We start from the raw sequence: 17,880 nt of genomic DNA, 5'->3' as shown, positions 1-17,880 counted from the left end.
TTGGATCAAAGATACCCATATAAACTTTAAGTATTTACTCTTTGAGTAAGGTAAAGAAATGTGTATTTTTTGTTCGCTTAAACTATTCATTTTAAATAATGTTGAATTAATCTAAGTCAAAACAAAAGCTGATTAATTTTGATATTCCTCGCAATACAAACAGGATTTAGCCCATTTTGTATTTTGACAGCGTGGGCATTCTTCTTTTAAATGATTTAAAAGTTGGGTTTGGCCACATAACATACAAGAATAAAAGTGATCTACATTGTGATGATTTGCGATTTGGTATTCATCGGGAAACAAAGGAAGGCCCCATTTTATATTTTCTTTAGAATATGGGATCACGCTTAGGCAACCATCCGTCTCAAGCAGTGCCATTTTAACTTGTCCAAGATGCTCTATTTTCTTTTGGCGCATTTCGGCAAAGAACTCATCATATGAATACTTTTCTTGCTTAATATCCTCAACAATCAGTAAACCATTTTTGACGATGTATATTGGTCGACCTTCCAATAATGTCTCAATAGCATCGGATTTCATCATTAAGTAAGTTGTTAAGCGATATAAAGCCATAATTACTGCAAAAACGATGACAGCATGAATGATAGGAACTTCTTCATAGAACATAGCATCGCCAGCAGCAGATCCTAAACTAAGAATAATTGCGATTTCAAAGATGGAAAGTTGCCTAACACCACGTTTACCAGAAAATCTTAAAACTAAGATAATCAAGAAGTACATCAAGACACTACGAAGTACAATTTCTGCTGCAAAAGTAAATGTAGTATCAGCTAATAGTATTTTTATAAAGTCCATTTTACACCTATTTAATTATTATTTAGATGTGCTGATAATGAGCCTAAAAGGCTCATTATCATTATACTGGCTTACATTTTGTCCCATGCATCTTTAATCGCATGTTTGGCTTGTTCCCACTTTAAGCGTGATTCAGCCTTTAGTTCTTCCCATTTTACTTTTAGATCACTTTCTGAATCCTCAAATCGTGCATCAGTACCACGCTCATTTCGGGCATGCTGACCTAATTCATAGGCTGAACGAAGATCACGGTCATAATCTACATCAGGAAGTTCTCGTTGGATATCGCCGTAATATGGGCGGTTTGAATAATCCGTACGCCAATCATGCTTGATTGGGTTTTCGTCTTGATGGTCATTGATAGTCATAATGAACTCCAATTCTATCCAACTAAGAATTCAAAAAAAATTCTTAGTTGGATTTAATTAATGAATGAGTTTAAGAATTTAATAATATTATTCAACATGAAAAACTATTATTTCTGTTGAGCGTGTTGGTCATTTTTCTGGTTTTGGTTCGGTTGTTTTTGCTGATTCGGATTTTTTTGCGGTTGGTCTGGTTGCTGTTGCTGTTGTTGCTGATCTGGCTTTTTTTGCGGTTGATTTGGCTGCTGCTGTTGCTGATTTTTCTGCTGTTGATTTTGATTAGTCATTTTACTGAACCTCATAAGATTAGAATTAATCTACATTAATTAATCAGTAGATTTATTATTAATATCATAATTTGTGTTTTAAAAAACATCAGAGGTGTTACATTTTAATTTTTGAGTTAAATTGTGTTTGTTTTAAAAGTTTAGATGTTGATAATAAATGGAAATATATATTTTGTTTTTTACAAAAGGCTAACAATGTTAAATTTTATTCTTAATTCAGATTTATATCTATTTGATTGGATTTGTGTTTGTAATTTATTGATTTGTTTGAATTTAAAAAAACAAGAAAAATCCGTGTAGGATATCAACTGAATAACGACAGAAATAATAACAGTGCTTGTACTTTCAATAAATACAGTTAACAATTTTATAAATTAGATAAAATGCTTTTTCACTAATTTTAAACACCATATTTTTTTAACTTTAATGAATGTGATTGATATCTCATATAGTGAAATGTTTCTTTATTTCAAATATTATAATTATTTACTTAAATTTTTGTATTTTAAAACTAAATAAACTAAAGGATTACATTTGTTAACGTTTCTTTTCAAAGTTGTTAATTAATTAAGTACAAGTGTCAATTATGTTGGTATAAGTTATTTACCGCGAGAGAATTATAATGCCTACTGCAGTAAAAGAGAGAATTTTAAATTTAATAACCGATGCCCATCAGAAATATTTTGAAATAACACAATTTTTTTTAGATCCATCAATGTCACGTTCTGCAAAAGAGTTGAAAGCTTATCATTTCCTAGAAAACGAAATACTTCATTTGGATAGTGATTTCTCTGATTTTCCTACTAATGTTGATCAATTGGCAGTCTGGATGCAGAAACAAAATAAAACACAATGCTTGCATTACAAAGAGTACTTAGAAAGGCGTGAAAATGGGAGTGCAAGGGAGTTTTTTGGAACTACAAGTAAAGCTTATGAGTTTTTATACAAAGTAGCACCGACCAAACGAGTAGACGGGGCTTGGCTTTATAGCTTTACACAGTACTGGAATGATCCAGCTTTTAGAGACTTTATACAGATATATGTTGAGGAGTTAGGGTTAGGTTCTAGTCAAAGTAACCATGTAAAACTTTTCAATAAATTACTTCTATCACTTGGACTTCATCAATTTTCAATGAATTTACCTGATGAATATTATCACCAGTCAGCAATACAATTAGCTTTAGCTTATGCTCCATCAGATTTTATACCCGAGATTGCAGGTTTTAATTTTGGATACGAACAACTACCACTTCATTTACTGATTACAAATTATGAACTTAAAGAGTTAGGTATTGATTCCAAATATTTTAACCTACACATTACAATTGATAACTTTGATAATGGACATGCTCAATTAGCTACAAATGCGATCAAGTGTTTAGCCAAACGTTACCCAAATCAATCTGAATTTATTCGTAAATTAAAGATAGGTTTTTTATTGAATAATCGGGGAATTAGCTCAGTTCAAATAATAAAGAACTTAAATACTGAGCGAGTGGTCCTAGACATTTTCAAGAGCAAAGCCTTGGTTGGAAAGCACATGCATAATGAGAAATGCAAGTTTAATAATAAGTCTGTAAATTCATGGCTATCAGAAGAAGATCAGGTTGAGGAATTCATTATTGAGCTAATAAAAATAGGATGGATTACGCTTAACGAAGATCCGGAACGTAGCCGATTTTGGAAGCTGATCAATGAAGAAGATGGGAAAATGTTTGGAGTTTTCTCTGCTGCAGAAAAAACTTTTATTTATGATTGGATTGCTGGTGCTAATTTAAGTAGACGCATTAATCCAGTAAATTCAGAATATATAAAAAACTTTATAGAACTAAATGATTTTAGTTATTTGTCAGAAAAAGAATTATCGCTGTTACAGCAGCAAATTCAGATATCTACAAATACTGGGCATAAAATTAGCAAATTGATGCCATATTTAGCTCCACATCAACATCACCAAGAGATTGGTTTATGGGCTACGCAAAAAGTGGTTGAGTATATTTTCCCATTCTTAGGAAGTAATTTTAAATGATAGTAGGCTAACCTATTAATTTATATAAAATAGATGTAGTCTATGACAAATAGATTCCATCTACCTATTTTTACAAGTAAGAAATGAAACACCTTTGATTCAACGGACATTGCGACGGATTCGCGCTTCTTTGAAATTACTTACAAAGAAATAAAAGAGTACGACCAAAATCTAGTCGTACTCTTTATTTTAGAATAATTTAAATAGCTTGCCATTGTTGCTTAACTTCTTCTGAATTTTTAATCAGTACAACCTTGTCACCTTTTACTTCACCAATCCAGCCTGTTGGGATTAAATGATGTTGATCATTTTCATCTCTAGTAAGTTTTAATTGATTATCACCCTCAAGATGGTCAACTGTTCCGACTTTTGTACCACAAGAAGCAATAACATCTGAATGTTTTTTAATATCTGGAATATTTAAAGTACTCATTTCTTAAAACCTCTTTTATAAACATTACAATACGGAAGCCTTTAAGCTACTGCATATTTCCTCATAATTGTTGGATTTTAAATAATCCTTACATGATGATTTTATAGATTCACTTAAAAATACTGTTTAGTTAGCAATGAAACAAAACGAAATAAATAGTTAAATAAGTATGAATAATTATCTTTTCATTACAATTTATCTATTTAACTAAACGGATTGTTTCAATTATTATTTAAATAAACTCATTTGAATTAACATTTTAAGAATGAATAGCAAAATATTTATAAAAGGCTCAACTTTAGACATATTAAATCGCTTTGAGCAGTACTCAGCTGAAGAAAAATTAAGTCAACGTCCAATTGTGTTGAAACAGTTGATTCATTCTGTTGGACGATTGCCTGAACCTGCTTCGGGACAAACCTATCAGCGCTGGCAAATTTTTGCTCAGATAGCTGGCTTTGACCTAAGTTTAGCCAAGCTTTTTGAGTCCCATTTTGATGCTTTAAGTATTTTGCATGAACTCGGTTATCAACATGAAATCGATGAGGAGACATGGGCTGTTTGGGCTGCCGATGGTGGACCCGTGCCGTTACAGGTCGAAAATGGGCTTTGTCATGGAATTAAGCCGTGGTGTTCAGGCGCTGAATTTATTCATAAAGCATTAATCAGTTTTAAAGATCAACAGGGGCAATCTCAGCTCTGCATTATTGACCTCAACCAATCCTTGATCACCATTGATCTGGCTCACTGGCAAGCTGTAGGCATGCAGGGAACACAGACCGCAAGAGTCAATTTTCAGGAGATAGCAGTCAAACTCATTGGTCATCCCAATGACTACCTTGATCGGGTTGGTTTTTGGCATGGTGCTGCGGGTGTTGCAGCTTGCTGGTACGGTGCCGCGGTGCGGTTAGTGGATGAGCTACAACAAAGTTGCCTTAAAACCCCTAATCCTTTTAAGAAAATGTATTTAGGTCAGTTGGCAACTCGACTTGCTGTAACCCGACAATATTTCCAATATATCGCGCAACTGATTGATAGCCAACCCAAGCTTAGCCATGAACGGGATGTACGGATCTTGCGTGCGCAGGCAGAACAAAGCTGTTTGGAGGTTATTGAAGGGGTAGGAAAAGCGCTTGGAGCAAGGCCTTTTTGTGAACAAGCAACTTTTGCCAGCCTAATGGCTGATTTACCTGTATTTATTCGGCAAAGTCATGCGGCATTCGATGATGAGCAAATTGCTGAACGATGTTTACAGGAGCAAATATCATGGCAGCTCTAAAACATACTTTAGTCGAAGATCGTATTATTGAAGGGCAAGGGACCTCCCGAGAACAATGGCTGCATGCATTTGAGCAGCAGCCGCTTTCTCTACTCAATTTTAAAAAATTTCACTCTAAAAGAATCTTGATTGTCGCACCCCATCCAGATGATGAGATACTGGGGTGTGGCGGCTTGATGCAACAATTAATTATGTTGAATTGTCAGTTAGTGATCGTTGCCGTCAGTAATGGGACACAAAGCCATCCACATTCAACCAAATACAGCCCAGATCAATTAGATCAAATTCGCCCACAAGAAAGCTTGGCGGCTTTACAGTGTCTAGATATTTCTGAATATGTTCAACGTATTGCATTAAATTTACTAGACGGGCAGATTCATTTGCACAGGGAACATCTGTGGCAAGAATTAGACAAGTTGGTTAAAGCGGAAGATATTTTAATTTGTAGCTATGCACAGGATGGGCATCCAGATCATGAAGCGGTAGGAAAAACTGTACAGGCATTTGCTCTAGCTCATGACATGTCATATTTACACGTGCTGATCTGGGCTTGGCATTGGGCGCGACCACTAGATCCGCGTATCAACTGGCAAAAGGCTAGAGCTTATAACTTAACTCAGGCCCAATTAATCAAAAAACGTCAGGCCATCATGCAGTTTAAGAGTCAGATTGAAACTGATGAAAGTACAGGCAATGCTGCGATTTTATCTCCAGCAATCATCGAACGTTTGTTAATGCCTTGGGAGGTTTATCTTTGTGAATGATTCTAGTCAATATTTCGAAGCCTTATATCATCACAATAACGACCCTTGGGGCTATGATTTACATTGGTATGAAGCTCGTAAAAGGCAGATTTGTTTGGCATTGCTTACTCAACAGCATTATTCATCAGTGTTGGAAATCGGCTGTTCCAATGGCCATTTAAGTGTACATTTAGCCAAACGCGCTGATCAGCTTTTATGTCTAGATTTTTCTGAACATGCTGTTCATTGGGCCTCTAAACGTTTAGAGAATTTGAAGCATGTGAGCGTTCAACACCAAAAAATTCCTGAATATTTTCCTGAACAGAAATTTGATCTGATTGTCATCAGTGAAGTGGCCTATTACTTATCACGCACTGAACTGCATGAACTGATCGATCAGCTCAAAAACAGTTTAACGTCACAAGGTGAAATCCTGTGTTGTCACTGGCGTTACGCCATTCAGGATTTTGAACTAGATGCTTATCAAGTCCATCATTGTTTAAAACAATCTTTGTTGTTCACTCATTATTTAAGTTTGAATGATCCAGATTTCATCATTGATATCTGGACGGTAAATCCTTCATCTTTAGCAAAACAACAGGGCTTAGTATGAAAATAGGTATTGTTATCCCAGCCCATAATGAGGAACAAAATTTATCCGCTTGTTTGCAGTCAATTAAACACGCTATACAGCATATAGGTCACGGTCAGGTCGAGATTCTAGTGGTTTTAGACAGTTGTACTGACCAGTCCCTCATGATTGTAAAGTCACATCAGATGAATTGGCTTGAATGTAATTTTGCTTGTGTGGGCAAGGCCAGAGACCTTGGCATTAGGCAGCTAATCGATCAAGGAGTTACATGGGTCGCTTGCACGGATGCTGATACAATTGTAGATCCTGATTGGTTACTATACCAAATGCGACATCAACCAACAGATGCCATTTGTGGAATCGTTATACTGGATGATCTTAGTCACTTATCAATACAACAACAGCAAAAATATCTGACGCATTATCAGGACATGATGAATCATCAACATATACATGGGGCGAATTTAAGCTTTAGTGCCGAAGCCTATATTAAGGCGGGAGGCTTTGAACCTATTCCTTGTCATGAGGATGTCTCATTAATTGAAAAATTTATTAAGCAATGTTGCAAAATCACTTGGAGTAATTTGGTTCGCGTCACCACTAGCAGTAGATTAAATGGACGTGCACCTGAAGGTTTATCGTACTTTTTAAAACATTTATAAAATTGATCTGATTTGGTGGAGAAAGCTAATCCACAGCTATACCGAGTGAAATATATTATTCAGGTTTATAAATGAGCTGCTTAATTCAGTCATCCCTACAAAATTTAAGTAAATTCATATCTTTGCCTAATTTAATTGAAAAGCTAAGAATAAAAAGTGTTAAAAATAAACGCTTTAATTTTATTTGAATAAAAGAAGATAAATTATTGATATGTAGCGATTTTATTTTTTTCAAAAAATACTATTTTTATCTTGGTTTTGTGTATAATTTCGCCATAAAAGCCTCTGTGGATTTATAGAACTTCTCTATAGATTAGCAGGGGTTTTTCTATGGCGATTTATCCGAGATGGACGCTCTGAGTTAATTTGTGTGGATGGTATTAAATGATCCTTTTTTCCAGAACTGCTCTTATTGATCCTGAAATTCAATTAAGTGCTCAACGTCTTTCAACTCGTTTTAGCTTTTTCGGTCTTGGTTTCGCCACGGCTGCATGGGCGCCGCTGATTCCTTTTGCCCAGCAACGTTTGCATTTTAATCATGCCGATTTTGGTTTGTTGCTATTATGCAGCGGCTTAGGTGCAATGCTAGCTATGCCTGCAACAGGTAAAATTGTTCAGCGTATTGGTTGTCGTGTGCCGATCGGTTTCGCTTTACTCTTGCTTGCCGTTTTATTGCCAAGCCTAAGCTTATGGACCACGCCGTTAATGATGGCGATCACCTTATTCTTATTTGGTACAGCAGCGGGAAGTCTGGGCGTTGCACTCAATATTCAGGCCGTAGTGGTTGAGAAAAATAGCTTAAAATCATTGATGTCTGGCTTTCATGGTATGGCGAGTCTAGGCGGATTAGCTGGGGTACTGACGATTACTGCATTGCTTGCTTTAAGTATTTCGTCTGTTATGAGCGCATTTGCTGTGAGTTTACTGTTGGTAATTATTATTTTTCTTTCAGTGCCATACAGCATAAAATCTGTAGAAAACACCAGTCTTGAAGCATCCTCGAAAGTGAAAAATTCGATACGCCAGCGCCTGCCACAACCTTTGATTATATTAATTGGTATTGCCTGCTTCATCATTTTCATGACGGAAGGCGCTGCGATGGACTGGAGTGGTATTTATTTAACGCAACAATATGGAGTTAATACCGCTTTTGCGGGATTGGCGTATACCTTCTTCGCGATTGCCATGACCACAGGACGTTTTACGGGCCATTATCTGATCCGTTATTTTGGTGAAAAAAAGCTTTTAACCTATAGCGCGATTTGTGCAACTTTAGGTTTAGCTTTGGTCAGTATCGCGCCTCATTGGTGGCTGGTTTTAGTGGGTTATACACTGGTTGGGACAGGTTGTTCTAACATCGTCCCGATCATGTTTTCCCGTGCTGGACGTCAGACGGTGATGCCGAGCGCAGTTGCACTGTCCTGTGTTTCGACTTTGGCTTATACAGGTATTCTGGTTGGACCTGCTTTCATTGGAATGATTGGTGAGCTGATTGGTCTAAAGACAGTATTTATGGCGTTATCTGGTCTATTATTATTGATTGTGGCTTTAAATCGGTTTACTTATGTGAAATAAGCATCATAGTAAATTGAACTGGCAATACTGGATATTATTGCCAGTTCCTTACAAATCGAAGTACTATAAATTTTGATAAATAGGGTTAACGTTACGCATTCCCAGGAATCTGAAATCCTGCATAGCGGTTTTGTTCTGTAAGTCGTTAAGAAATGCATTGCGCCAGTCATTAATATCAAAATTTTTTAAACCTTTCATTAGTTGTTTGTAGCGTGAAATACGTTCATGTCGTGGCATTTCCAGTGCTTTTTTTAAGGCATTGACCATCGCCATTTTGTCGGTGGGATCAACCAGAAGTGCTTCTGACATATGCTCTGCAGCACCTGCATATTTGGATAGAATAAGTACACCAGGATTGGATGGATTTTGCGCGGCAATATATTCTTTCGCGACCAGATTCATCCCGTCTCGTATTGAACTGATCCAGCACACATCGGCTTGACGATAGATTTGCATCAAATGATGATGTTTTATTGCATCATAAATACATTCCACGGGTTGCCACTCTTCCTGTGCAAATTCCTGATTAATCATCTCGATCTTAATCTTGAAACGCTCAAATAAACGTTGATAAGCTGGAACTTCCAAACGACATGGGCAAGCAATTTGTAAATGTTGAATATGCTGCTGATACTCAGGATATTTCTCTAAGAACTCTGCATAGGACAAAAAGCGTTCCAGTAAACCTTTTGAATAATCAATCCGATCTACGCCGATAATAGTTTTTGCAGCATTCAGCTCTACTGGACGGGTAAGGAAGTCTTGTACATCAATAAACTTATGGGCCGCTTTTTGAATCGCTGTTGGATTTACACCAATTGGGTAGCATTTAATTATGGTTAAACGTTGATGGTAGCTTAACAAAGTTTGTTGAATTTTCTGTGCGTTCAATAAAGATGTGCATACTTGCATACACACTTTTTGATCTTTATCTGTTTGTAGCCCCACCACATCGTATTGGCATAGATCCTCAATCAATTGTTGAGCACATGGAATTTTTTGCCAGATAAATAAAGGTGCAAAAGGAATGTGCAGGAAAAATCCAATTTTATTCTGCATACCGAGTTCACGGCAATATTTCGCCACACTTAAAAAATGATAATCATGGACCCAAATGGTATCGTCTGGATCTGCAATTTCGGCAAGTTTTTGAGCGAATAAATAATTTACTTTTTGATATCCTTCGTATTCTGATGTTTTAAACTCGATCAGGTCTGAACGATAATGCATGGCAGGCCAAAGTGAATTGTTGGCAAACCCCGCATAATAATCTGAATATTGAGAATTTGTTAAAGGGCAGGTGACATAATCAACTTTATCCTTCCGAAGAATATTAAAATGTACTTCCTCTTGCTTATGAACTCGTTCGCCATTCCATCCGAGCCATACACCACCAATATCATCTAATGCATCTTGTATAGCGACTGCAAGCCCACCTGCTGTAGTTTTTTGCCCATTGGGAATACTGACTCGATTCGATAAAATAATTAATTTAGACATGTTTTCTCTCCATCTAAGTTTTTGTTACCCTTAACATTGTGGTCATAGTTTCGAATGTATTCTAAAAATAATTCCAAAAAATCATGTACTTGCTTTGTGTCTTTAAGCTGGTATTTGGCATGGGTAAGCCCTTGACCGACTTTGATTGAGATGCCATCTTCCACCTGATTCACAAAATAAAAACCATCTTCGTCCGTGACGTCATCGCCAATGAAAATTGGTGTGTAAACCTCATACTGGTTTAAATGAGCTAAAACTTCCTTGATTGCTAAGCCTTTATTGGCTTGAGCGGGTATTAATTCATAAACGAATTTCCCTTGAATTAATCTTAGGTTGGGGAATACCTTTTGACCTTCTAATATTATTTTTTTTGCTATATCTTCTAGCTCTGGAGCTTTCCTATAATGCAACGCAATTGATGATTTCTTGTTTTCAATCAGTAAACTTGGATAGGCGATACATGCTCGAGCTAAAATTTTGTAAATATGTGAAATTTCTAAGAAACTCTTTGGTGTACGTAATTCTTTTTCATTTCCTAGATATATTTCTAATCCATGCAATGCAGCAATTGGAAGATCAAGGGATTCAAATAATTTACGTGCAGAATCAATGTCTCGTCCTGTCACAGCTATAACAGGAATTTTATTTGAAATAATTTGTCTTAAAATATTTAAAGTCTTAGTCGGAATATAACTGTTAGTAGGATCTAATTGAAAATCAGATAAAGTTCCATCTATATCTAAGAATAGACAGGGCTTATTGTAATTTGAGTTAAGCTTATCTCTTAAAGAGTTCAAGTATTCTAATTGTGAAATTGATTTATCTATTATATTTCTCAATTTTAATATCTCATATTGCAATTATATTTTATTATAGGTTGATATTTTTTTTATAATACTTAAGTTGTCAATAAGCAAACACAAGCAGAACGTAATTTACATTATTAATGCTTATAATACATCGTAAACCTTTCTTACATGTTTAATAAGAATTCATTTTTTATATTTATTATGGCTTTGTTACACAAAGATGTATAAGTTGAAGTCGCTTTATTGCATAAATTTCTTCTTGAATATTTTTCAACAATATAAATTCCAAATGAAGAAGCCTGTACCTAAAATCTATCGTACAGTGAATTGGTCCACCAATAACCGAGCATTAATAAATCGAGGAAATATCTCGATTGGTTTTGATCTTACAACTTAATGGTAGACTCCTCCCAAAGGCAAACATGGTCGAAATTAAACTTATTCGAACACATTCATCCAATGTTGTTTAATGATCAAATCCTTATTTAATCTAATGTAGACCAAAAAAGTAAAATCAAATTTTCCCATATTATTAACTTATTGTTCCTTAAATGTCTCATTCAAAGCCTGTTGAACTGCATCTACACGTGTTTTACAGGCTCTGTATGCCACCATAGACTCTTCAACGATTTTCATTAAATTGTCGATGTCGGGCTCTTCCTGTGATTCCAATAGTTCAGCATTCTTTTTAAGGACTTCATAACCTTTCTTGAAAGAGAGTTCTTTTTTACTCATTCCTATATACCTTCGTTACATTTGCTTGAATGGTACCATCCAGTAATTCGACCTGGATGTTATCACCTGAGATTTGTTGAATAGAGCGAATAGCTTTTCCTTCACTACGAACAATTCCGTAGCCTTTAGCCATCACGTTTCTTGGATTCTGAATTAAGGTTTCACGCATCAGTGATTCGACTTGATTCGTTGCTAGTTTGATCTGTTGCTGGGCTAAGTAATGCAGGGTGCTTCGCAGCAAATCTACGCTTTTATTAGCTTCATTGATTTGCCCATGTGCAAGCGTCTTAATCACTCTCATGTATTGATCATTTTGACTTTGGTACGCCGTGATTTGATGTTGAGATAAGAGCTTTATGGTTTGGAATGAATCTAAGACGTCCTGCGTCCGTTCAGCGATAAGATTACGAATACCACCAATCACTTTACTTGGTGTATCAAATGAACGGTTTGCAACTTCATCTAGTATTGTGCGGTCTTTCTCGTGACCAATGCCGACCCAAATCGGAACAGTTCGTTTAGCCAACAATGCTGCCAGTTCGTAATCATTTAAATAGGCAAGGTCGTTCACAGCACCACCGCCGCGGATAATCACAATGAGATCAGGTGGGATATTGAAATCGGTAGCCCATTGTCTCAGACCATTACTTAGAGAAGTGATGATACTCTGTGCTGCCGTGTTCCCTTGAAATGTGGCTGAATAGTATTTGAAATGACATACACCAGATTTTTCTAAAGCATCAGCATCTTTTTTGAAGTCACCTAAACCTGCCGCATTCTCAGGAGCAATTACCAGGACATTCTGAATATCAAACGGAGTAGGAATGAGCTTATTTTTATTTAACAGACCTTCAGTGGTTAGTCTTTCTAATATTTGTTGATAACGCCGTGCAATGTCTCCAAGGGTATAGCTTGAATCAATATCTTCAACATTAACTGAAAAGCCATACTGTGGATCAAACTTGGCTCTGACTTTTACCAGGACATTTAAATCTTTTGAAAGCTCTACACCGCTTTCCCTTTCAAACTTAAGCACCATTTTCTGAGCTGTAAATTTCCAGATGGTTCCTTTACAACTCGCTATAACTTTGTCGGTACTTTCATCCTTTTCAGCTAACTCAAGATAGTAATGTCCGCCCTTAATAAGAGGTGGTCCCACATGTTTGAACAACTAAAAGCTTATTTATAAGTGATACTCTGCTCTAGTTAAGCTACCTTATTTTGTTGTGGTAGCTGGTCATAGTAAAACTCATCTGGAGTCATTTTGTCCAGACTCGAATGAGGTCGTTTCAAATTATAAAATTCAAAATATGCGTTTAATTGCTTCTTCGCATCCAAAACATTGCTGTAGGCTTTGAGATACACCTCTTCATATTTAACGCTCCGCCATAATCGTTCAACCATCACATTATCAACCCATCGACCTTTACCATCCATGCTGATTTGGATGTCATTTGATTTCAATACATCAATAAATGCATCACTGGTAAACTGACTGCCTTGGTCTGTATTAAATATTTCAGGTCGACCATATTTTTCAATAGCTTCATTTAATGTTTCTATGCAAAATGTAACCTCCATACTAATCGATACTCTATGCGCAAGTACCTTGCGGCTATGCCAATCAATCACAGCACATAAATAAACAAAGCCTTTTGCCATAGGGATATACGTTATATCCGTAGACCACACTTGATTACTGCGCTGAATAGCCAATCCTTTGAGCAGATATGGATATTTGCGGTGAGCTTGATTAGCCTGGCTTAAATTTGGTTTGCAATATAACGCATTAATGCCCATTTTCTTCATTAAAGTACGTGTATGACGTCGTCCTATATGATGTCCTTGACGATTCAACAAATCACGCATCATACGGCTACCTGCAAAAGGGTATTGCATATGTAACTCATCCATACACCGCATCAGCTTCAGATCTGATGCACTCACAGGTTTTGGGCGATAGTAATAACAACCACGGGAGACTTTCAGCAGCTGAGCTTGCTTAGATACTGAAATCTGAAGTGAGTCATCGATTAACTTTTGTGGTTGAAGCGGCCCAGTTTCTTCAACACACCTTCTAAAAAATCAATTTCTAATGCCTGCTCACCGATTTTTGCATGTAGTTTTTTTAGATCGATGGGTGGTTCTGTTGGAGCTTTTGATTGATCGAAAGCTTGCGAGGAAGCTGAAATCAGTTGATTTTTCCAGTCGATAATTTGGTTTTGATGAACATCAAATTCAGCACTCAATTCAGCAAGTGTTTTTTCTGCTTTAATCGCAGCAAGTGCTACCTTAGCTTTAAAATCATTTGAATGATTTCTTCTTGGTCTACGTGCCATAAAATACTCCATATATTGATGTTTATAACATCATTTGGGGAGCAAAATATCACTTATAAGTGTTGTTCAAATTTCCTGATCCACCTCTAATATTTAGATTACGGATCTCAGCTTTCACCCATACAGGCTCATTGAAAGTAATTTGAATTACTTCCTGTACGGTTGATAGATAATCACTGAGAGAAAACTGAGGTTCAGACATTAGATCAATTATTTGAAGTGCTTAGATGAATAGTATTAAAGCAAAGCTAGAAGTGCAAATTGAGAATATGCTCACTTGACCCTGATCAAGGTATATGGCATATTTCTGCTATAGTGGACGTACATATGGAAATTCACTTAATTACCGTAAAAAGCTCATCATTTGATGGGCTTTTTTTGTTGCTAGATAATTTGGAATAAAATGTGAATGAGGTCTCAATATAAACCAAGTATATTAGTTGGTATTAAGTTCTCCATGATAGTTAATATCAGTTTATACCTGCACCTTCCCCAAGTTGCAGGTTTTTTTTCTTCATTTTTTATTCGATTAATGATTTAATTATTTTGTTGTAAATAAAAACAACGATTCCTTGTTTCGGCGCAAAAGACCAAGGGGAAAAGCCTTACAGAAATGTAGGGCTTTTTTAATAGGAGCTTAACTTAAATTGTATTGGTATAAATTTTAATTTTTTATCAGATGCTTAGTCGATAAAGTGCGTTCAAATAATTGCGCTTTTTTGTTTGTGATATAGTTTAATCATTGCTTACAACAAGAAGAATAGAAATGAATATTTGTATCGGTGGTGATTTAGATGGCAGGGTAATAGTGCTTGATAAACCATGTTTTAATGCTAAAGAAGTAAACAAGACAAAATCAACAAACTACATTAAGCAAATGTATGTCATAGATGGTGACGTCTACTATTTTTGGCGTGATGCTGAGCTTAAATTGTGGGAAGTTACTCAACGAATAGAGATCTTACTGGCAAAGGCTAAGCGAAAATCTATTTAAATGTCCCTGAGAGTAGGTTTATTATTGTCTTTATCCGTAAAAGAAATTAGTTTAAATTAAACCAATTGTTAAAATAATTATGAGAACGGAAGACAATGAATAGAAAATTTGGGTGGTGTTTCAAAAAGTATGCTGACATTAAATGAAGCCATTATTGATGTAAAAAAAGGTTAAGTCGAAAGCTTTAAAATGGTTTTCAATCTTTTTTGAAAAATTACAACTCCTTCTAAAACCGCGCCTAATTCGATGCCTTATTTTGCAATTATTACCTTCAATACCTACAGTAAAAAATTTACCAATACTTTGCTTGCAGTTTTTAAAAGCAGTTATGAAACTGTCCCAATGATCACTTGCAATTCGGGTGTAGTGAATACCTAATTGTTTAAGCTTTGTCTTCAATCGTTGAACTGTAGCTAAGTCTCTTTTACCCCAAACATAAGCAACAATCTCACCTGTTTCTCGATGGTAGGCGTAAATAAGCCATTGTTTATTATTTTTATTTCCCACAAAAGTCCAAAACTCATCAACTTCAAGAGACTCATAATGACTTTGTTTAGGCTGAATTTGGTAGGTCGATTCGGTTAAAGTACGTAAAACTTTACCGATACTGATTCGCTCAACTTCAGCGATATCTCGTATACCACTACCTCTGACCATCAACTGTAATATTTTTCGAGTAATGCCTGAATTACATCCTAGATAGCTCAGAGCATGGTCACCAATAAACTGACGTTTACAGTCTTTGCACTGATAGTTTTGTTTCCCATCTACTTTGATGCCATTTTTCTTTATACTGTCACTGAGGCAGGTTGGACATTTGATTTCTAGAGTTATTCGCATTTCTCTATTTTATCAAAATTCAACCTGCTTTGTTTCAGCATACTTTTTGAAACACCACCAAAATTTGAACTACATGTGATTAGCCAGATCTATGACTTTTTAGTTGAAAGAGAGGCGTTTACCTCACTAAACCTTGATCGGAAAGTTACGGAGTTTTTTCGGGAAGTACATGTAGGGCAAGAAGAAGATTTTACAATTCTTGAATCAAATAAAATCTCAGGAAACTTTGGTGAAGTTTCCTATATCAATTTATTGAATGTCCCTAATTTCAACGATAAAGATAAATTTCTGAAATGGGCACATAAAGCTTTAAATTTATAAGTTGTAATAACTTAGTGTAATTTGATAGGAGTTATTTCATTATTTAATAAATTCAATTACATAAATAATAATGTGGTTACATTGTGAACAGTAATTCATCAGAAAGCGGTTAGATAAATACAAATCACAGTGATATGTTTGAATCAAAAGTTCTACATGGATGGAATTAAAGATGAAATTATTAACTTTGGTGAGCATAGGTGCGGTAGCAAGTTTCTGTTTATTGTCAAAGCGTCACACTACTGAAAATTTATTTCATTCAAACTTCGATAATGTTGTTCGAAATGCTGTCTTACAGGGATTCATATAAATATAGATGCCTAAGATATATAGCTTTTAAGTACTTAAAGGAGGAATAAGATGATCAGATTATTAATGTGTATATTTGGCCTTCATGGTGCTAGAGAGATCGATTACACCAATGACCAAAAAGAAATTTGTGTATGCCGAGAGTGCTTGAAGAAAGTCAAGAGTCCTCATGATTAGGTATAAGTTCTTTTTATGAAAAGACAGTCTAAAAAATCTGAGCATATAACCTCAAATTGGACAACCGAACAAGATAGTTTCTTAATTGAAAATAGTTTTATGGTGATTGAGCAGCTTATCAATCATCTGCCTTTTACTGAAGATGAAATTATTAAGCGTAAAGAGGTACTAGGTCTCACTAGAAGACATAGACAGATGCGTAAATTTTTAAGCAATCCCTCTTAAGAGAGTTCTAAGCCTATATTTTTTTAAAACGGATCAGAAATAAAAGACCCCGTTCGATATCTATTATTCGCGGAGGTTTTTTTCTCTTATGGATGTTGTTATACAACTTTATACACTTAATTAACGTCACAGTTACTTTTGGCTTTGTTGCACAAAGATTTCATAACTATATGATTTTAAAAGTTTTGATTATTTTTTGATCTAAAATTAAATTTATTTAAATCAGATGCTTACATATTTATGCAACAAAGCCGTTACTTTTATAAAATCTCTTACAAGTCAATCCCTAAAATTTGTGATAATCGTTTGCATTTAGAGTCAAATGCCTTCTTAATGATTAGAGGATTAAATAGAACAATTGAAGGAGATGGATATGACCTCGCAAGAAGTACTCGTATTTTCAGCCTCAGCATTTGGTCTCACATTACTCATTTATGAGTTTGGACAGATGTCCATGATGTTTAGTTAAACCACCTTCGGGTGGTTTTTTATTGCAAGATATAACTACATCACAATATGGATAGAATATGTAAACTGGTTAAATTTTAGTGTAATTATGAATTTACAATATTTACTGGAAGTTTCGTTTACGTAACAAACGAGTAATTAATTATTGATTATTTATTCACATAATAGTTTAGGTATGATTTATATAAAGGAAATTATCATGCCACAATATCTAGCTTTGGCTGAAAAAGTCATAAAAGACATTAAGGAAGAGGTTGGTATTGAAAGGGATCCAAAAGGCCTTTTCACATTGATAATCCTCAAAGTTAGAGAGTATACCCACTCAAGTAATTTAAAAGTTGATCATGAAATTTGAGAGGTGGATCAGGAAATTTGAACAACA

19 protein-coding genes and 3 pseudogenes are annotated in these 17,880 nt (G+C 35.4%); 11 read left to right on the top strand and 11 right to left on the bottom strand.

Annotated elements, in window-relative coordinates:
- Positions 1 to 132: 132 nt before the first annotated feature.
- The 3 genes from L3V46_RS22325 to L3V46_RS22315 form a co-directional block, all read right to left on the bottom strand.
- Positions 133 to 816, bottom strand: coding sequence for a DUF421 domain-containing protein (locus L3V46_RS22325; protein ID WP_034617030.1), 684 nt, complete (start codon positions 814 to 816; stop codon positions 133 to 135).
- 71 nt (positions 817 to 887) lie between these two features.
- The gene (locus tag L3V46_RS22320) at positions 888 to 1,184 is read right to left on the bottom strand and encodes a hypothetical protein (RefSeq protein ID WP_004981674.1); all 297 of its coding nucleotides are present in this window, start codon (positions 1,182 to 1,184) and stop codon (positions 888 to 890) included.
- 107 nt (positions 1,185 to 1,291) lie between these two features.
- Positions 1,292 to 1,468 (bottom strand): hypothetical protein, encoded by a 177-nt coding sequence (locus tag L3V46_RS22315; RefSeq protein ID WP_004986537.1) that lies wholly within the window; start codon positions 1,466 to 1,468, stop codon positions 1,292 to 1,294.
- 622 nt (positions 1,469 to 2,090) lie between these two features.
- On the opposite strand from L3V46_RS22315, the gene L3V46_RS22310 reads away from it, so the two are divergent.
- The gene (locus L3V46_RS22310) at positions 2,091 to 3,497 is read left to right on the top strand and encodes an iron-containing redox enzyme family protein (RefSeq protein WP_034617026.1); all 1,407 of its coding nucleotides are present in this window, start codon (positions 2,091 to 2,093) and stop codon (positions 3,495 to 3,497) included.
- 199 nt (positions 3,498 to 3,696) lie between these two features.
- Here the strand turns inward: L3V46_RS22310 and L3V46_RS22305 are convergent, their stop codons facing one another.
- On the bottom strand, positions 3,697 to 3,930 hold the full coding sequence (locus tag L3V46_RS22305) for a DUF2171 domain-containing protein (RefSeq protein WP_034617023.1): 234 nt from the start codon (positions 3,928 to 3,930) through the stop codon (positions 3,697 to 3,699).
- Between the two features lie 265 nt (positions 3,931 to 4,195).
- Here L3V46_RS22305 and L3V46_RS22300 point away from each other — a divergent pair, with 265 nt between their 5' ends.
- The 5 genes from L3V46_RS22300 to L3V46_RS22280 all read left to right on the top strand — a co-directional run bounded on the left by L3V46_RS22300 (position 4,196) and on the right by L3V46_RS22280 (position 8,781).
- A complete protein-coding gene (locus tag L3V46_RS22300) occupies positions 4,196 to 5,209 on the top strand; it encodes an acyl-CoA/acyl-ACP dehydrogenase (RefSeq protein WP_034617021.1) in 1,014 nt (337 codons plus the stop codon).
- Positions 5,197 to 5,973, top strand: a complete 777-nt coding sequence (locus tag L3V46_RS22295) for a PIG-L family deacetylase (RefSeq protein ID WP_034617018.1) — start codon at positions 5,197 to 5,199, stop codon at positions 5,971 to 5,973. Before L3V46_RS22300 ends, L3V46_RS22295 begins: the two co-directional genes overlap by 13 nt.
- On the top strand, positions 5,966 to 6,565 hold the full coding sequence (locus tag L3V46_RS22290; protein ID WP_034617015.1) for a class I SAM-dependent methyltransferase: 600 nt from the start codon (positions 5,966 to 5,968) through the stop codon (positions 6,563 to 6,565). Before L3V46_RS22295 ends, L3V46_RS22290 begins: the two co-directional genes overlap by 8 nt.
- The gene (locus tag L3V46_RS22285; RefSeq protein WP_034617013.1) at positions 6,562 to 7,206 is read left to right on the top strand and encodes a glycosyltransferase; all 645 of its coding nucleotides are present in this window, start codon (positions 6,562 to 6,564) and stop codon (positions 7,204 to 7,206) included. Before L3V46_RS22290 ends, L3V46_RS22285 begins: the two co-directional genes overlap by 4 nt.
- Positions 7,207 to 7,590: 384 nt before the next feature.
- The gene (locus L3V46_RS22280) at positions 7,591 to 8,781 is read left to right on the top strand and encodes an MFS transporter (RefSeq protein ID WP_034617010.1); all 1,191 of its coding nucleotides are present in this window, start codon (positions 7,591 to 7,593) and stop codon (positions 8,779 to 8,781) included.
- A gap of 63 nt (positions 8,782 to 8,844) precedes the next feature.
- Here L3V46_RS22280 and L3V46_RS22275 read toward each other — a convergent pair whose 3' ends face one another.
- On the bottom strand, positions 8,845 to 10,281 hold the full coding sequence (locus tag L3V46_RS22275; protein WP_034617007.1) for a trehalose-6-phosphate synthase: 1,437 nt from the start codon (positions 10,279 to 10,281) through the stop codon (positions 8,845 to 8,847).
- On the bottom strand, positions 10,269 to 11,120 hold the full coding sequence (otsB, locus tag L3V46_RS22270) for a trehalose-phosphatase (protein ID WP_034617004.1): 852 nt from the start codon (positions 11,118 to 11,120) through the stop codon (positions 10,269 to 10,271). Before otsB ends, L3V46_RS22275 begins: the two co-directional genes overlap by 13 nt.
- Before the next feature lie 259 nt (positions 11,121 to 11,379).
- On the opposite strand from otsB, the pseudogene L3V46_RS22265 reads away from it, so the two are divergent.
- Positions 11,380 to 11,523: pseudogene (locus L3V46_RS22265) on the top strand (IS5/IS1182 family transposase); the annotation flags it as partial.
- Positions 11,524 to 11,627: 104 nt separating this feature from the next.
- Here the strand turns inward: L3V46_RS22265 and xseB are convergent.
- From xseB to L3V46_RS22245, 4 genes and pseudogenes are all read right to left on the bottom strand, one after another.
- On the bottom strand, positions 11,628 to 11,825 hold the full coding sequence (gene xseB / locus L3V46_RS22260; protein ID WP_004984989.1) for an exodeoxyribonuclease VII small subunit: 198 nt from the start codon (positions 11,823 to 11,825) through the stop codon (positions 11,628 to 11,630).
- A pseudogene (xseA, locus tag L3V46_RS22255) lies at positions 11,818 to 12,969 on the bottom strand (exodeoxyribonuclease VII large subunit); the annotation flags it as partial. The pseudogene xseA and the gene xseB, both read right to left, overlap by 8 nt.
- 62 nt (positions 12,970 to 13,031) lie before the next feature.
- Positions 13,032 to 14,164 (bottom strand): IS3 family transposase gene (locus L3V46_RS22250; RefSeq protein WP_225367773.1). Its coding sequence is split into 2 segments (ribosomal slippage): positions 13,032 to 13,912 and positions 13,912 to 14,164, totalling 1,134 coding nucleotides; the frame shifts between segments, so codons are not numbered across the junction.
- Between the two features lie 79 nt (positions 14,165 to 14,243).
- A pseudogene (locus L3V46_RS22245) lies at positions 14,244 to 14,366 on the bottom strand (hypothetical protein); the annotation flags it as partial.
- Positions 14,367 to 14,930: 564 nt separating this feature from the next.
- Between L3V46_RS22245 and L3V46_RS22240 the strand changes: the two are divergent.
- Positions 14,931 to 15,158: a hypothetical protein gene (locus L3V46_RS22240; RefSeq protein ID WP_034616997.1), complete on the top strand. Its 228-nt coding sequence runs from the start codon at positions 14,931 to 14,933 to the stop codon at positions 15,156 to 15,158.
- Between the two features lie 138 nt (positions 15,159 to 15,296).
- Here L3V46_RS22240 and L3V46_RS22235 read toward each other — a convergent pair whose 3' ends face one another.
- A complete protein-coding gene (locus L3V46_RS22235; RefSeq protein WP_001223318.1) occupies positions 15,297 to 15,998 on the bottom strand; it encodes an IS1-like element ISPa14 family transposase in 702 nt (233 codons plus the stop codon).
- 75 nt (positions 15,999 to 16,073) lie between these two features.
- Here L3V46_RS22235 and L3V46_RS22230 point away from each other — a divergent pair, with 75 nt between their 5' ends.
- The 3 genes from L3V46_RS22230 (at position 16,074) to L3V46_RS22220 (ending at position 17,853) form a co-directional block, all read left to right on the top strand.
- Positions 16,074 to 16,319, top strand: coding sequence for a hypothetical protein (locus tag L3V46_RS22230; protein ID WP_239046811.1), 246 nt, complete (start codon positions 16,074 to 16,076; stop codon positions 16,317 to 16,319).
- Positions 16,320 to 16,820: 501 nt separating this feature from the next.
- On the top strand, positions 16,821 to 17,030 hold the full coding sequence (locus tag L3V46_RS22225) for a hypothetical protein (RefSeq protein ID WP_004676710.1): 210 nt from the start codon (positions 16,821 to 16,823) through the stop codon (positions 17,028 to 17,030).
- A gap of 667 nt (positions 17,031 to 17,697) precedes the next feature.
- The gene (locus tag L3V46_RS22220; RefSeq protein WP_239046810.1) at positions 17,698 to 17,853 is read left to right on the top strand and encodes a hypothetical protein; all 156 of its coding nucleotides are present in this window, start codon (positions 17,698 to 17,700) and stop codon (positions 17,851 to 17,853) included.
- The last annotated feature ends 27 nt before the right edge of the window (positions 17,854 to 17,880 follow it).

Origin of the sequence: Acinetobacter sp. AG3 (assembly GCF_022343575.1) — a bacterium.
Taxonomy (GTDB): Bacteria; Pseudomonadota; Gammaproteobacteria; order Pseudomonadales; family Moraxellaceae; genus Acinetobacter; species Acinetobacter guillouiae.
Note: the sequence above shows the minus strand (reverse complement) of the source record. Positions and strands in the feature narration are given on the sequence as shown.